A 16,185-nucleotide genomic window follows, 5' to 3' on the forward strand; every position below is an offset into this window, starting at 1 on the left:
CCCACCGATTAATTGTCTTGATCGACATAATATTTAAAATAAATCAGAGCTTTACCTTCGTTGTAACTGCCAAAGGTGTCATACCCCAGGTTTGCGCCCAGTGCGATGTTGTCATTCAGGCGATAACGGGCGTCCACACCGAGGGTGTAGCCGATACCGTTTTTCGCGGTTGCTTTGTAAACGCTGTCCACATCGTCATCTGAGCTGGCATAGCTTTCGAGTGTTGACTGCAGGCTGCTGTGGCCTGGGTAGTAATCACTCTGATCCTGTTTATAAGACTGGTAGCCGACGGAGCCACTCAGTGTCATGTCCCAGTCACCCCAGTGGCGGCTGAATGTCACAGGTAATGTCAGCGACATATAATCCTGCGGGCTGAAGTAACCGCCCTGGCCGGTGGTGAAGTAACTGAGGTTGCGCTGGAAATCCATGTAGTTAACGTTCACGCCCATACGCAATTCGCTTTCTGGCGTTTGATACAGGCGAATATAGCTGCCTGCCATTGCGTTAACAGAATGGTTCGTGGGGACGTTGGTACCCAGGTAAGTGTCAAAGCCGAGTTTGGTATACAGGCCGACCAGGTCATTATCCCAGGCATACTGTGCGGAGACGCCGTTACGGGTAATGGCACCCCATTTTTCGCCAGTGGTTTTATCTTTGGCGCCCACGTAAGACAGCAGGCTGTCTGTGACTGCGCGGCGTTCAGCTTTCAAATCCAGCGAGCTGTGGTCAGTCAGTTGTGGCTTCCACTCCACGCCACCAACCAGCCGTGTCATCTGGCCGCCAGTAGGCGTGCTGCCAACATCCAGTTTGTAGCTGTCGCCGCTCAGGGATAAATGGGTTTCCACCCCGTTGGCCTGCTGGCTGCCCTGGCTGTCTGCATTGGTGGATGTAGTGCTGGTGGAGGTTGCCGCCGCCAGTTTCGCCGCATGGCTGATAGCGCCATAACCAAAGCGGTTAGCGGATTCCCCCGACATTTCTCCGGCATTCAGCGTGACCGGTGCCACATCCAGGCTCAGGCGGGCATTGCTGTCGCCCAGCGTACCGGAAACGGTCATCGGGGCTTTGACTTCAGTCAGTTGGCCCAGCCCCGCCTCGCCGTTACGGGAACGAATTGAGACTGCCCCACCAGTCCAGGTTGCGGCTTTCTCTTGCAGAAAGCGCATCATACTGTCGATGTCATTCAGTGCGGTCAGTTGGGTTTGCTGCGCGGTTGATGGTATTGACAGCACGCTGTTGATGGCATCGTCGCCATTGCTGACATCATCGGACTGTATACGCCATCGTGCCGTGCGTAACAGTGACATCGCCTGCTGGTTTTGACCTTGTGCGGCAGCAACATGGGCGGCAAGCAGTAGATAGTCGGTGTTCTGGTTTGGTTCCAGTTGAGAGAAATACTGCTTCGCTTTGTCGCTGTCGTTACGCGCCAGTGACAGCCAGACTTCGCCGGTGAGCGCCTGCCTGTCCTGTGGGGATTTACGCAGCACATACTGATAGATTTCATCGGCTTTATCAGTCATATGGTCTGCCTGGTAAATCCGTGCAACGGTCAGCAACAAGTCAGTATTGGTCGGGTTATTGCGCAGGGCTGGCATCACCAGATCCCAGGCGGCACGGATTTTATTGTGTGCACGCAGGGTATCCGCCTGGGTTATCAGGTTGGCGAGGCGGATACGGTCTATTTCTTCCTGGCTGGAAGCGTTTTGCAATGCCGGGGCGTTAAGTACGCTTTCCGCTTGCGCAAACAGCCCGGCCTGGTTGAGTACGCGGATCTGGCTGGCGTAATCGGCCAGTGAACCCTGTAACCCCTGCGCCTGGCTGTTACGTACCAGTGCCAGCGCACCGGCGCTGTCGCCAGCCTGCATTAATAATTCGGCAAGGCGGCCAGCATCCACAGGCGCTTGTGGCGGCGTTCTGGAAAGTATACGCAGGCTGTTGAGTGCCGCCGCGCGGTTGCCTTGTTTAATATAGTTCTGGGCAATATCCAGCTGGCGGTTCAGCAAAATGCGGCTGTTAAGCGCCCGCATATCATCGCTGAAATGGGCAGTGGGTACCTGTGACATCAGGCTTTGGGCTTTGGACCAGTTGTCATCTTCGACAAAATAGACCGCTGACGCATACAGTGCATCGTTATGCTGGGTTGCTGTCAGGCCACTTTGTTGTGGCAGGGCAGACATGATTACTGCGGCGCGTTGCTTTTCACCACTTTGGCGTAATAAGCGGGCGTAATCGAGCTTAAGCCAGGCATTTTGCGGGTATTTCGCCACCGCAGCCTGCAAAATTTGCATCGCCTGGGATGTGTTCCCCCCTTTGATGGCTGCTTCGGCAGCTTTGCGCTGCTCATCGCCGTTATCACCCCAACTGGCATAACGGGTGCGCAGGCGGGCGGGCAGGGTACGCAGAATTTGCGCCGCTTCGGTCTCTTTATGCTCTTGTTTGAGGATCCAGAACAGGCTGGTGCGCGCGGTGGTGTTCTGCGGGTGTTCGTCCAGTAACTGGCGGTAGACCTGCTCAGCGTCAGACAGTTTTCCCTGGCGGCGGTAAATGTCCGCACGCAGCATATCGGCGGCCTGGCGCTGGTCAGTTGACGTTCCCTGGGCATTGTCCAGCCGGTTTAATGCTTCAGCATACTGCCCTTTTTGGGTCATTGAGCGGGCCAGATTCAGTGTGCCATAAAAATGGGCGTTGTCTGCGTCTTTGGTCCACTGGGCGTCATTGGTATTGCCGGTGTCTTGTGCTGAAGCCTGGCGCAGCAGCGTTTCTGCTTGGGTAAAATCTCCCTGACGTAACGCGACATAGCCCAGCCCTGCCAGCGCGTTGCTGTCTTTGGGCTGTGTTTTGAGCACTTCAGTGAATTTTGTTTTTGCTGTGCTCAGGTCGCCACCATTCAGTGCATCAAAGGCTGCTTTGGTTGCCCCGCCATCCACACTTTTACGGTAGTGATCCATGGGGGCGGTGTCATCCGGATGGCGGCTGGCATAAGCGGTGTATACGGGTAAATCTGTTGCTTTCGGGTTCAACCAGAGCAACGCTTGTTGTAAGGCTTTATCGGCAATTTTGTTGTCTGGGGCCAGCCCGGAGAGTATGGCGATGCCTTCGCGCCGCCCGCTTTCCTGCCAGGTCAGTGCTGAACCCAGAGCCAGTTGTGTTGCTGCATCCCCGGGCAGCATATGTGCCCGGCGGCGCAGGCCATCAACACCTTGTTGCCATGTGTCACTGTCGCCTGCCAGCGTCTGGTAATACTCCAGCGCCAGTTCATCCGGCGGCGGGTTGCCATGTAGCAGAGTACGGTATGTGGCAATCGCTTCTTTGATATGCCCGCTGCGTGCCAGATCCCGGGCGGTATTCAACTGCCCACGGGAAATGGTTTGCATTGAGTTCGCGCCATCCAGTGACGCCAGATGCGGGTCATCCGGGGAGATGTCACTGATTTTTTTACGCCAGATAGCGGCCTGTTGTGTATTGCCGCTTTGCATCTGGTACAACGCCATCAGGTACATGGCATCAATATTGTGGTTATCCACCGCCAGCACTTTTTGTAGTGCTTCCATAGCCATGTCATCGTGAGCTTTGCTGTGCCAGTAACTGGCCTGAGCCAGCAGCTTTTTCACCGCGTCATCGTTAGCGGAACCGGGTTTATCGCCCACAGTATCGCCTGCCGCCGCATTATCTGACGCGGTATTACCAGGCTGTGTGTTGCTTGCCGCGTCTGCAGGGTAACTGGCACCGACCAGACACAACAGGGCAAAGGCGTGTGTCAGCTGTTTCTTATTCATGTTTCGATGTTCCGTGCAGGCGTTGGTGGGCGTGTTTCTTCAGCCACTGGTACAGCAAGGTGCTGGACAGTAACGCAATCAGGCAGACAATCAGCGCCAGGTAAAAAATGTGCTGGCTGGCATACCACAGCACGCGCATCCACACAGGCAAATCGCCAGTGATGAACTGCGTGCCAACACGCCAGGTTTTGACATCGCCTGCCCCTGTCACGGCGGTAAAATCGCCAGATGCTACGGACTGAAACCCTTGCCGGGCCATATCCACCGGGAGTTGTTGCAACCCTTGTGAGCTGGTCGCGGTTGCCAGCACGACCACACGTTTAGCGTTCCACGGGGAGCGCAGGCTGATAAACCCACGCCAGGCACTGTTGTCGGCCAGAAAACTGGCGGCATCGGTGTAGTTTCTTCCCCAGTCACCGGTCAGCAGCGAAATCAGGCGGCTGGCAGCATCAGGAGCCTCCACCTCCAGCGTATTTTCGTTCAGTGAGAACAGGCTACCCTGTAGCAACGGTGCGATTAAGTTGCTGTTTTTCAGGCTGCCGATTGCCAGAATATCGCTGTCAGCCAGGCGTTGCTGGCCTGCATCTTGCTGAGGAATTCCGGTATAAATCTGCACAAAACTGGCAGCGACACCGGTGTCACGACCAGACTGCGCCATCATATCCATCAGTAGCGTGACATCTTCTGAGCTGGGGTGAGGCGGCAGCAGAACCGCAGTCTGCGCCAGGTCAGCGTGGCGGGTGAACGGGAACATTGCGCTGGTGAACCAGGCCAGGTTAGGTAATTGCCCAAAGTGCCATGCATGAGTGAAGTCCAGCGTGGAATCACCCTCTACCCGGCTCTGAATACTGTCATCCGCCATGGCGCTGCAGGGCGCGTTTTTCCGCACACTGGTACCAAACCAGAACCCCAGTTGGTTATTTCCAAATACGGTCCCCGGGTCGATATTGACAGTGGCGTTTTGTTGGCGGCTGGACAAACCCAGCATATCCATCACGGGGGTGAAAATACCGCCACGGCTGGCTGGCAGGCGTTTGAGAAATTCGCCATTGATGCTGACATTCAGGAACGAATGCTGGTCATCAATCCAGGTTTTCTGGGCGAAGCTGTAATTCAGGTGCAGCGGTATCGTGGTGCCATCCCACATAAATAAGTCTGGTGCAGCGCGGAATGCCAGTTGGTTAGCACCGTGCCAAATCCCGTGGGCAACCAGTGCGCCGCTGTTGGCTTCCAGAGTGCTGAGTTTTACCGGGTGTTGGGTATTCACCCAACGCGGCGCATCGTAAGCCTGGCGTTGGGCCAGTGTGATAGCCGGCACTTGCAGGGTATCGGTGTCGGGTAACCCCGGCTGGGTTAAGCGCCATGCCGCCTGGCGCAGCTCAGCTTCATTGCGGCCACTGACTACCAACAGTTTGTATGCCGGGTTAAGCGGGTTATCGATAACCTGCAATGTCGGGCCACTATTGTCGGCAATGACAACCGGGCCAATATGGTCGCCAGGTTTGCCAAACAGAATCCCATTTCCTGGGGGGAGTTCATTATATTTGGCCGCAAACTGGGTGCCTTTCTCGCTATTCATTACCCCAAACTGCGAAGCGACAATCGCCGATGCCGTTAACACAGAGGCATCCGGGTTTTCTGGAAATGCGACGTTTAACAAGGCACGCTGCATCTGCTTAACATCAAGGAAGGGGCGCGGGAAGGTGCTCAGATTTTTACGCACATCCAGCCACAATCCCTGGTAGTTCAGTGCGGAAGAAGGCATCAGAGTAACCCGGTAATTCGCCGGAAGTTCGCGCTGGCAGCTCCAGGTGTCGTTAATGATGTCGTCCCCGGTTTTTAACTGAAAACTGAGGTTGTTATGGGAGGCAATCATGGATGACGGAATATCCAGGTTCCAGAAGCCCTTACTTTGCTGGAGCTGATCCAGCGGTATGGCGCCCAGAGGCTGGCCGTTCAACATTAATTGCAGGTTTTCACCCGGTACACTGACCGCGCTCAGTTGCAGGTTAAGGTTGAGGTGCGCAGCGGTAATCACCAGGTCACCTGGCAGAGTAAACGATAACCCATTCTGCAACTGTTGGCCGGAAATCATCAGGCCAGTGGTGGCCCCCATATCTTTAAAACTGATGGTGTTGGCGACATTCTGGTTACTGTTGTTTGCCGCGGTGATACTGGCAACATCCACTGCTGGAGTATTTCCCTGCACACTGACGGGCAGGGGCAAATCCGGCAGGGCATCTGCTTTATTCTGCAATGCGGCGAAACTGGCCTGGCTGGCGGCACATAACAGGCAGGTTGCCAGAAGCGGGCGTTTAAATCGCATCATTAACCTCTGCCTGTGTTTTGGGAACTTCCGCCATTTGGGCATTAAACCCGTTAGCGTGTTTTTTACGGCCAAAGAACAATTCCCATACACATTGCAAAATGCTCAGGAAAGAGGCGATCGGGCGGTCTGGCGCATGAGGGGGTTTAAACCAGGCATCCGCGCGGGATAACACAACACGTACCAGTTTGCGGCGTTCATTCAGGGAGAAGTTGTCGAACTCCATACGCAATTCGCCCACCCCCGTACCAGTGGTGCGCAGGGGAATATGCGCCACTTCGCCACCCAACCCCAACTCCAGCATGACTGCGTTTTTATGGGCAAGGTCATGGCCTTTAACCAGTGCCACACGCGCACCACCCATGGAAACATCGAGCGTGTGTGTATCCATAGTTGAGCCATCGGAGAAGCGCACTCTTGTAGGGAGTTTGGCGGTGATGCGGATGGTTTTACGTACTTGTTTTGTCTCTTTAGCAACAGCAATAGAAGCCAGCAGAGTAATGGTACTGAAGGTGCCCCAAATAATATTGAACAGGATAACCCAGGGGTCGATACCGGTGTAGAAACCCATGTAGTAGCGCGCACCCACCCAAATCATGCTGCCAACCATCAACAACGCCGTGATGATAAGTGGGCGCACAGTGGTGGCGTCAAAATAGTCTTTATCCAGCAGATCGCCTTTGTCGGTAACGTTAAATTTCCCCAGTTTGGGTGCAATCATGGTCACCAGGGTTGGCAGTATCAGGTGGAACGCCATGACGGTTTCATAGATTTCCCCCCAGAATGCATAACGGTAGCGGCCGGTGATTTTAGAGTTCACATAGGTGGATAAAATCAGGTGCGGCAACGCATAGGAGAAAATCAGCGTGGCGGAAGAAGAAATAATATTTAGGTTAAACAGCATGAAGACCAGTGGCGCGGTCAGAAAGATGACGCGTGGCAGGCCATACTGAAAGTGCAGCATTGCGTTCAGGTAACACAGGCGCTGAGTAAATTTCAGCCCCCGGCCCAGCATTGGGTTATCTACCCGGAAGATCTGAGTCATACCACGCGCCCAGCGGATACGCTGGTTAACATGCAGCGCCAGGCGTTCGGTAGCAAGCCCGGCAGCCAGAGGAATATCCAGGAAGGCAGTATTCCAGCCACGGCGCTGGAGTTTCAGTGCGGTGTGGGCATCTTCTGTGACGGTTTCAACTGCGAAGCCACCCACTTCATTTAACGCATCACGGCGAATCACCGCACAGGAACCACAAAAGAAGGTGGCGTTCCAGTTGTCGTTGCCTTGCTGCACCGGGCCATAAAACAGTGCGCCTTCATGGGGCACATGTTTAGCCGGTGTCAGGTTACGTTCAAAAGGATCCGGCGAGTAGAAATAATGCGGCGTTTGAATCAGCGCCAGTTTCTCATCCTGAAAGAAAGCACCAACGGTGGCTTGAAGGAAGACACGGGTTGCCACATGGTCGCAGTCAAATACGCAAATCAGTTCCCCACGGGTGAGTGTCATCGCATGGTTAAGGTTGCCTGCTTTGGCATGGCTGTGCTCGCTACGAATAATGTAGCCAACGCCTGCCTCTGCGGCGAAATCGCGGAATTCGTCACGTTGGCCATCATCCAGAATATAGACGCTGACTTTATCTTTCGGGTATTCAATACATTGTGCTGCAAGAACCGTATCACGTACTACATCCAGGCTTTCATTATAGGTGGGTACATAGATATCAACGGTAGGCCAGGTGCTCTGGTCTGCAGGCATTGGTGCAATCGGGCGCTTTAAAGGCCAGGACATTTGAATATAGCCCAGCACCAAAATTGTCCAGGAGTAAATTTCTGCAGCAAATAATAGTGAACCCAGCACCATTTCAACGCTGGAGTCAAAATGCAGCGTTGTTGTTGCACGCCACCAAATATAGCGAGTTGACATTAATAAAGAAAAAACCAGCATGGTTAAAACGGCTTTTTTGTTTTTAAATCTGCCAATAATAAATACTGCCGCAACCACAGCCATGCCGAAGATGTACTGCTTATTGCTATTCATTGGTGTGAAAACAACCAATAGCGATAATGCCAGTAACAAAATTGTAAGAATGAATCTCAGTATTTTTCGCATATTTCTTATCTTGAACAGGAAAATGAGCAGGATTTTCCAGCCAGTGCCTGTAAACCGGCGACCCCAAAAAATATTACCTGCCAGTTGAATCTGGCGACAAAATCAGACAAACATGCAAATCAATAGCCGGTATGTATGATACTGGCCTGGTTATATTCCGGCTGTTAAGCCGATACGGCTAAATATGAGATGTACTGCTATTTACCAATGACGGCGAATAAGATATCCAGGCGTACCGGATTTTCTTCGCGTGCGCGGGTTGCCGGGCGGGTCATTTGGGCAACACTTTCCATAATACCAGAAGCGAGGGAACTGCCCCGGTTACTGTGCACAGGGTTTACGGGCGCAACCTGGCGTTCGGCCTGTTTATGTTTTGCTGTGCTGACAGGCGCTGCGTTATTCACATTAGTGCTCTCCAGACGGTTGATAGATTTAACATTATCAGGTGCTGTGCCAGGCGTGACCGGAGTGGCTTCATGAGTTACAGTTACATCGTCTTCTGTATCACTGGTCTGGGCATCACCCATTTGCTGGAAGGCAACACCGGACATTTGCAGCTTTGCTGTCAAAGAACTGAGATCGTCATACATAATCGTGTCTGGCCCTAATATAAAGAACGTTGTGTGGTATTCGTCTTCTTTCCAGCCCGCCTGTGTGCTGCGAGTGGTAGCATTACTTTTTCACTATTCATTCACTAAAAAAGTAATGAAATCTGTTCATATCCGACGAATTGAGAATTTCCTTATATACTGTGTGTGAGGTCAGTACAGGTCAAGTGAGTGTATCGATAAATCAAAAATGATTTATTTTGTTTGTCTATGAATAATTAAAACTTTCTCTATGAATGCCAGGGGGAATTGCCCGCCAGGCCTCATGTGACACTGGCAAAGACGAAAAAGTTATTACGGGGAAGACTATAAATAAGCGTAGTTGATAGATAATAAATAACAAAAAAATTCATACTTCATTCACAATCCACAGAGAGTTATCGGCAGACATGAGTCTCTCTTTATCAATAAATAAAAGAGCATGTATAGATACCATCTATAAATGTTTATCTTTACCAGGATAATGCTGTCTGGATATTGAACAACGGAATTCTTTCTATTAGCATGAAGGCGAACTTTTCATCTAAGAAAAATAAATATGCATTCTGATAATGAGGTTTTCGGCTCTCAGAATATGCTTGTTGCATTAGAGCATGTTCATGATGCTGTTGTGCTATTAGACAGTTCGCAAACAGTTATTTTCTTCAACCATGCGGCAGAGAAGCTTTGGGGTTATCCGGGCGTTACCGTATTTGGCCGCCGGGCGGCAGAGATCCCGTTATTTTATACACCAAAACAAACAACGGCATCTCAGCAGACAACGCAGCTGACAGTGATTACCGCAACGGGCGAAGAAAATGCCTTAAGTGCAACCATCAGTTATGAAGGCGAGCAAGGGCAAGAAGTGCCGTGCATGATAGTTGTGCATGTCGACCAGGAAAAAATCACACAGCTTGCTAATTTTGATCATCTGACCGGCCTGCCAAAACGCCGCGCACTGCATCAGTATATTGATACTCTGATTGCCGGAGATGAACACGCGCGTGCCGCGTTGTTTTTCCTCGACCTGGATCATTTCAAAGATGTGAATGACGCGCTTGGCTATGCGGCTGGCGACCAGGTGCTGGCAGAGATTGCCCGCCGCCTGAGTAGTGAGTTTTCGCGCCAGGCTTTTGTCAGCCATGCCGACAGCGACTCGTTTGTAATGGTTATGCCGGATTGCGATGTCACCAGAGCGACGGCAGTGGCCCAGAAAATCCAGGCGTTGTTCCGCATTCCGTTTAATGTGGCTGACATGGCTTTGAACGTGACGGTCAGCACGGGTGTGAGCCTGTACCCTGAGCATGGCGCTGAGCGGGATATGTTACTTAAACAGGCCAACCATGCATCGCACCAGGCAAAAGCCGCTGCGTCTGGCGGGTACCTGTTCTTCCACAGTGAAATGAACCAGGTGGACCAGGAGCGGCTGAAACTGGCTGCGGCACTGAAGCTGGCGATTGCGGGTAATCATCTGCACCTGCATTACCAGCCACAAGTGTGGCTGAAAAATGGTGAGCTTTATGGCGTGGAAGCGCTGGCCCGCTGGACCGACCCTGTGCTGGGCGATATTCCCCCAGGAAAATTTATCGCGCTGGCAGAAGAGACGGGCGAAATTGAAGCCATTGGCCGCTGGACACTCCATGAAGCTTGCCGCCAAATGGCGGAATGGCGCAATAACAAAATCATGGTGCCTGTGGTGTCTGTGAATTTGTCGCCAATCAACTTTTATAACAGCAGCCTGCCACAATATATTGGCTATTTGTTGCGCCAGTTCCGTATTCCTCCAGAATGCCTGACTATTGAAATCACCGAAGGAGTGATGATGGATAAGCGCCCGGAAACCATGGAAGTGATTTGCGCTGTCCGCGAGCTGGGGGTAGGTCTGTCGATGGATGATTTCGGTACCGGGTTTTCCTGCCTGTCGCGTCTGGCGCATTTGCCAATGACTGAACTGAAAATCGACCAAAGTTTTATGCGCGATTTAAACGACGGCAGCAAAATGAAAGCCATTGCCACGACAGTAGTGAAAATCGGCCAGAGCCTGCAACAAACGGTGGTGGCGGAAGGGGTGGAAACGGAGCAGCAACGCAGCCAATTGTGTGAGCTGCAATGCGATATAGCTCAGGGGTATTTATATTCCCGTCCGCTTAATGCATCTGCTCTTGCTGTCTGGTTGATGAGCAGCCGCCCGCGGGTTGAAGTGGTGTTGTAACCGGGATAAGTCTTTTAGCGGTAATATTCAACAGGGAGCATGGTGCTCCCTGTTGTGCAGAACAGGCAGAATACTGGCTTTCAGCTCGTTTATTAATATCTTTCCGCCTGCCGTTCTCTGGATGGAAACCTGCTTCAGTTATAGTCCACTGTCACTAAATACATATTTTCCGCGGTTTTCCGGTAAGAAATTGTTTTCACCAGTGGTGAGAGGGTCGGTCGCCATGTGGTGTCGTTTATGGCAAAGGTTTGCTGAACTTTCCTGCTGTTATCGGCACACTGCAGGTTTACAGATTTTGCAGCAGGGTTATTTTCGATATTGCATACCGGGTTTACAATACTGCCCCGAAACGTAATGGTGCCGCCCTGGGGCGGTGAGGCAAATAAATACGGTGAAAACAGCAGCGCTGAGCTCAGCACCACAGGTATTATGCGTTTCATCATGGATACCTCGGTTGGCGACGCATGGCGTCAGTATGTTCGAGTGTATGCAGAGGATGAAAAGCTGTTGTGAAGAATAAAGACTGTTTTGTAGGCTATTTCTGCATTTTGGGTTGTGCGGTATTCACAAAAAGACCACGCCAGCGGTGGGGCCAGCGTGTGGAGAGAATTAGCTAATTAGCTTTAACCCCAGTGCAATAAGTAAAAAAACAATTATAGCCCAAAGCATTTGCCTGCCTGAGCGGTAGACTGGGTTGCTGTCAGTCGTTTTTTCTTGTGTATTGTTTATGCTCATATTAATTATTAGAAAGTGATTTTAATAATTCGCCTGAAAATTTATACAGGCAATGCTATGTGCACAGAACAAACCGTATTAATCCCAGAATAAGAAGAATGAAAAAAATCAAACGGGGGAATAAGCCCCATTTTAACTGCGTCCTTTGTGTATAAGACACGATGCTCTGGAGCTGCGCAGAGCCTTGTGTTACCTGAATCAGTAACTAAAGCGACCACAGCCCATCTGGGATAACATAACCCACTCTAAACAACTTAAATGACGGCCAGGTGACAAAACTAACCGCTCAAAAAATATCGAGTGAGAATTTATTATGAGTGCATGTGTAATATACATGAAAAAATAAGAAAGAAAATGCTTATAAAAGAGATGGTTGAATAAATAGTATGCATCTATTATTAATATAATGCTTAAGAGATAACATCAATAATTTAACCAGAAATAAATCTTTTTTGATTAAAAATAAAATTTCTTTGCAGTCTGGCTAAAGTCTCTCGCCAACTTCGCTTCCTGGTTCATAGGCGGAGAAGGTAAAGGGCGTTAAGATATGTGTATTGACTACAGCCAGAGGAAACGGAATGTCGGCTATATGGGTGGATGCAGATGCGTGTCCCAATGTGATTAAAGAAGTGCTGTTTCGGGCGGCAGAGCGGGCGCAGGTTCCTCTCACTCTGGTGGCGAACCAGATGTTGCGGGTTCCTCCTTCACGGTTTATTCGCACCATGCGGGTCGCCAGTGGGTTCGATGTGGCGGATAACGAGATTGTGCGTTTGGTCGAGGCTGGTGACTTGGTGGTAACCAGTGATATTCCGCTGGCAGCCGAAGTTCTGGCAAAAAGTGCCTGGGTGGTGACCCCCCGCGGTGAACGTTACACCGAAGAGACGATTCGCGAACGACTGACATTGCGTGATTTTATGGATACGTTGCGCGCCAGTGGCATTCAGACTGGTGGCCCGGCGGCGTTGAGCCAGAAAGACCGTCAGCAGTTTGCCAGCGAGCTTGAGCGCTGGTTACGGGAAGCATCACGTTAAGGTTTTGGAAATTAACCGGGTGGGAATAAAGAAATTGAGGAATTATTCAGGGGGAATAATGGTAACTCGCTGTCAGTAAACAGGGCGGGCAGCAGAGTGGCCCCTGCCGCGCCCGGAGTAACTTATTTGCTCAGTTCTGCAGTCATATGCACCTGGTTACCCGCATATGCTTCGGTAATGTGGTAATCAGCGCCTGCCTGTTTAGCCTGAGCGGCGATTTTTGCTTCTGCACCATCTAAAGTGGATGCTGATGCACTCACGGTTTGTGCGAAAGCGCCGAAAGACATAACAGAAAGAGCAGCAACTGCAACGAAAGTTTTGACAGAATTCATGGTCGTATTCCTTAATGGTTTGTTTGTTAGTAAGGCGTTTTGCCTTGATGTGATAAATCATAGCCCCGTCTCTCATCGATCAAAAGCTGAACAATTTGCTCATATTGTTCGAATATTTTGAATGAAAATATAGCAAGGTCTGCAACGGGCTCACTGCTATGCTGTGTGTGCCGGGCACGGCGTTGTTGTGCCCTTTTCCCTGAGAGGTTTCCATGAAAATAAGAACAGGTATTGCCGTCTGTCTGGTGTTATTCAGTGCAATGCAGGTACAGGCAGATGAGCCCTTACCTCCGGCGGTGGCGCACATTGCCAGCCAGGGCATTACTATTATCAAGAAAATCAAAGGGCCTGGTGGTATGCAGGGCTGGCTGGGTCAGTACCAGGGCATGGGGGTGACGATTTACCTGACGCCCGACGGAAAACACGCCATTTCAGGTTATCTGTATGATGAAAAAGGCAATAACCTGAGTGAAGCGTTGTTTAAACAGGAATTGTATATTCCACAAGGCCGGGCGCTGTGGAAGAAAATGATCCAGGGCCCGGTGATAAAATCTGGCCGGGATGATGCGCCACGCAAACTGGTGGTGTTCGCTGACCCATTCTGCCCTTACTGCATGCACTTTCATGCTGCGGCGCAACCCTGGGTTGATGCCGGTAAAGTACAACTTTATACCCGCCTGGTGGCGGTGCTGAAACCACAAAGCGGGCGCTATGCGGCGGCTATCCTCAGCGCCTCTGACCCGGCGAAAGCCTGGGATGCCTGGGAGCAGTCCGGTGGGAAAAAATCACCGGCTCCTGGAGAAAAAACGCCGCAAAGTGTTGTGCAGGCATTACAGGTGAATCAACAACTCATGGATGAAGCTGGTGCCAATGCCACGCCTGCCATTTATTACCTCAACCAGAATAACGAATTGCAACAAGTGGTGGGGATGCCAGATGAGCAACAAATGGCGGCAATGTTTGGGCCGAAATAGCACAAGGCAGAAATGACTGTGTGGAGCAGGCTAACCCCGGCATGGAGTCAGCCTGCTGTTGATATCAGGCCGTGTGGCGTACAAACGCTTTCGGCCCGGCAAACTGAGCTGCTGCGCCCAGCATCTGTTCAATGCGCATCAACTGGTTGTATTTTTCCACACGTTCGCCACGGCAGGGTGCGCCGGTTTTCAGGTGCCCGGCACGCAGTGCCACAGTCATGTCCGCGATAAAGCTGTCGGCGGTTTCCCCACTGCGGTGTGAAATAAATGTCCCCCAACCATGCTGCTGGCACAGCGCGACAGCATCAAAGGTTTCACTGAGCGAACCAATCTGGTTGAGCTTAATCAGCGCGGCATTCGCCACATTTTCTTCAATGCCGCGTTGGATGTATTTAACGTTGGTGACAAACAGGTCATCACCCACCAGCTCAATCTGCTGGCCCAGGCGGGCGTTCAGGTGCTGCCAGCCGCTCCAGTCATCTTCCGCCAGGCCATCTTCCAGTAACACAATCGGGAACTGCCCCAGTAATTCAGCATAGTAATCTGTCATTTCTGCGGCAGTGAGGGCGCTGTGCTCGGTACGCAGGTGGTATTTGCCATCGCTGTAGAACTCGCTGGATGCCGGATCCATACAAATACTGATATCTTCCCCCGGGCGGTAACCGGCTTTTTCTATTGCCTGCACAATCAGCTCCAGTGGCTGGCGGTTAGAAGTCACGGCTGGTGCAAACCCACCTTCATCGCCCACTGCGGCAGACAGGTTGTTATCCAGCAATATTTGGCGCAGGGCCTGGTAAACTTCGCTCCCCTGGCGCACGGCTTCAGCAAGGTCTGGTGCGCCAAGGGGCGCAATCATAAACTCCTGGAAGTCTGCTCCCTGGTTGCGGGCATGCACCCCGCCATTAATGATATTCATGCAGGGTACGGGCAACAGATTCGCCCGGGCTCCCCCCAGATAGCGGAACAATGGCTGGCGGGTGGAAAGTGCTCCCAGGCGTGCAACAGCCAGGGAAGCCCCTAAAATCGCATTGGCACCCAGTTTGCTTTTATTGTCGCTGCCATCCAGTGCCAGTAAAGTGTTATCCACCTGGCGCTGGTCGCACACCTGCAGGCCAGCCAGGGCTGCGTTGATTTCATTATTGACGGAGGCCACCGCGCCCAGCACACCTTTGCCGTTGTAACGGGCTTTATCGCCATCGCGGCGTTCTATGGCTTCCCGGGAACCGGTGCTGGCTCCGGAAGGTACGGATGCGCGAGCCATCAGGCCTTCGCTACTGAATGCCTCAACTTCTACCGTTGGGTTACCCCGGGAGTCGAGAATTTCGCGGGCGATAACTTTCTCAATTGTTGTGCTCATAATCTTTCCTCGTAGTCAGTTTGACTTACAGATGCCGGATAAGAACGTCGACATTCAGTTGGTTGATATAGGTCATAGAATGGGATGTCAGCAGCCCTAAAAAACGGTTGTGGTGCCCGGCAATAACCAGGTCTGCCACCTGCCGCGAGATACAAGCCTGCAGGTCTTTTATGCCCAGCGTCACCAGTTCACAAGTGTCCATATCCACTGAATCTGTGTTATCGAGTTCACTGAATATTTCACTGAACATGGCTTTCGCGCGGATAACTTCCTGTGAGACCGGGTCGTCCATCATGCTGTCGGAGACAAAATTGAGTTCGCGGTAGTCATCACTCAGGTGAGCAACCGTCACTTTGATATGCCATTCATGAGCCAGAACCAGTGCATGTTTCAGCAATGGTACGCCGTCTTCTTTGCCATGAATCAGTACCACCGCATGGGTATAGCCAGTCATGGTTTTCCTCCTGATAGCGTGAGTGGGTTTTCCAGCCAGCGAAGTAGCTGTTTTTCCGGCTGAGCATGCCGGGAATGGTGCAGGATTTGGCACCGCACAGCGCGGAGCCAGTAAAGTGAAGGCAGCAAGCGGGCTGACTGATGCCGGTAAGCATCAGTATCATCCTGCCCGAAGGCTGGTTTGCCATTTCGGCCTTCTTGCTGCGGCAGCAGCCATTTGGCGGTCACCCACGCGCTGCATATGGCATCGCTGTCGGGATTAAGGTGGCCAACAACCTGTATCATAATGAGTTCCTGA

At 51.8% G+C, this 16,185-nt stretch carries 12 protein-coding genes; 3 read left to right on the plus strand and 9 right to left on the minus strand.

The features are described from left to right. Window positions 1-8: 8 nt before the first annotated feature. The 4 genes from A9B99_RS11140 to A9B99_RS11155 form a co-directional block, all read right to left on the minus strand. Window positions 9-3,773, minus strand: coding sequence for a cellulose biosynthesis protein BcsC (locus A9B99_RS11140; protein WP_064597477.1), 3,765 nt, complete (start codon window positions 3,771-3,773; stop codon window positions 9-11). Further along, window positions 3,766-6,102: a cellulose biosynthesis cyclic di-GMP-binding regulatory protein BcsB gene (gene bcsB / locus A9B99_RS11145; RefSeq protein WP_231889174.1), complete on the minus strand. Its 2,337-nt coding sequence runs from the start codon at window positions 6,100-6,102 to the stop codon at window positions 3,766-3,768. Before bcsB ends, A9B99_RS11140 begins: the two co-directional genes overlap by 8 nt. Further along, entirely contained in the window at window positions 6,089-8,206 is a 2,118-nt protein-coding gene (gene bcsA / locus A9B99_RS11150) for a UDP-forming cellulose synthase catalytic subunit (protein ID WP_064597479.1), read from the minus strand. The genes bcsB and bcsA overlap by 14 nt, the downstream gene beginning before the upstream one ends. Before the next feature lie 197 nt (window positions 8,207-8,403). Then, on the minus strand, window positions 8,404-8,796 hold the full coding sequence (locus A9B99_RS11155; protein WP_064597481.1) for a hypothetical protein: 393 nt from the start codon (window positions 8,794-8,796) through the stop codon (window positions 8,404-8,406). 556 nt (window positions 8,797-9,352) lie between these two features. Here A9B99_RS11155 and A9B99_RS11160 point away from each other — a divergent pair. After that, the gene (locus A9B99_RS11160) at window positions 9,353-11,005 is read left to right on the plus strand and encodes an EAL domain-containing protein (protein WP_064597482.1); all 1,653 of its coding nucleotides are present in this window, start codon (window positions 9,353-9,355) and stop codon (window positions 11,003-11,005) included. A gap of 134 nt (window positions 11,006-11,139) precedes the next feature. Here the strand turns inward: A9B99_RS11160 and A9B99_RS11165 are convergent, their stop codons facing one another. Then, window positions 11,140-11,448 (minus strand): hypothetical protein, encoded by a 309-nt coding sequence (locus A9B99_RS11165; RefSeq protein ID WP_156519044.1) that lies wholly within the window; start codon window positions 11,446-11,448, stop codon window positions 11,140-11,142. Between the two features lie 870 nt (window positions 11,449-12,318). Between A9B99_RS11165 and A9B99_RS11170 the strand changes: the two genes are divergently transcribed. Continuing rightward, window positions 12,319-12,771, plus strand: coding sequence for a YaiI/YqxD family protein (locus A9B99_RS11170; RefSeq protein ID WP_064597486.1), 453 nt, complete (start codon window positions 12,319-12,321; stop codon window positions 12,769-12,771). 122 nt (window positions 12,772-12,893) lie between these two features. Here A9B99_RS11170 and A9B99_RS11175 read toward each other — a convergent pair whose 3' ends face one another. After that, window positions 12,894-13,103 carry a YdgH/BhsA/McbA-like domain containing protein gene (locus tag A9B99_RS11175; RefSeq protein ID WP_064597488.1) on the minus strand — a complete coding sequence of 70 codons (210 nt, stop codon included), beginning with the start codon at window positions 13,101-13,103 and terminating at the stop codon, window positions 12,894-12,896. A 212-nt stretch (window positions 13,104-13,315) separates the two neighbouring features. On the opposite strand from A9B99_RS11175, the gene dsbG reads away from it, so the two are divergent. Next, window positions 13,316-14,077, plus strand: a complete 762-nt coding sequence (gene dsbG, locus A9B99_RS11180; RefSeq protein ID WP_064597491.1) for a thiol:disulfide interchange protein DsbG — start codon at window positions 13,316-13,318, stop codon at window positions 14,075-14,077. Window positions 14,078-14,141: 64 nt separating this feature from the next. On the opposite strand, the gene eno is transcribed toward dsbG, so the two are convergent. The 3 genes from eno to A9B99_RS11195 are packed head-to-tail and all read right to left on the minus strand — an operon-like array spanning window position 14,142 to window position 16,172. Then, entirely contained in the window at window positions 14,142-15,434 is a 1,293-nt protein-coding gene (eno, locus tag A9B99_RS11185) for a phosphopyruvate hydratase (RefSeq protein ID WP_064597493.1), read from the minus strand. Window positions 15,435-15,459: 25 nt separating this feature from the next. Further along, the gene (locus tag A9B99_RS11190; RefSeq protein ID WP_064597495.1) at window positions 15,460-15,888 is read right to left on the minus strand and encodes an adenine nucleotide alpha hydrolase family protein; all 429 of its coding nucleotides are present in this window, start codon (window positions 15,886-15,888) and stop codon (window positions 15,460-15,462) included. After that, a complete protein-coding gene (locus tag A9B99_RS11195) occupies window positions 15,885-16,172 on the minus strand; it encodes a hypothetical protein (RefSeq protein WP_064597497.1) in 288 nt (95 codons plus the stop codon). The genes A9B99_RS11190 and A9B99_RS11195 overlap by 4 nt, the downstream gene beginning before the upstream one ends. Between the last annotated feature and the right edge of the window lie 13 nt (window positions 16,173-16,185).

Origin of the sequence: Mangrovibacter phragmitis, from assembly GCF_001655675.1 — a bacterium.
Taxonomy (GTDB): domain Bacteria; phylum Pseudomonadota; class Gammaproteobacteria; order Enterobacterales; family Enterobacteriaceae; genus Mangrovibacter; species Mangrovibacter phragmitis.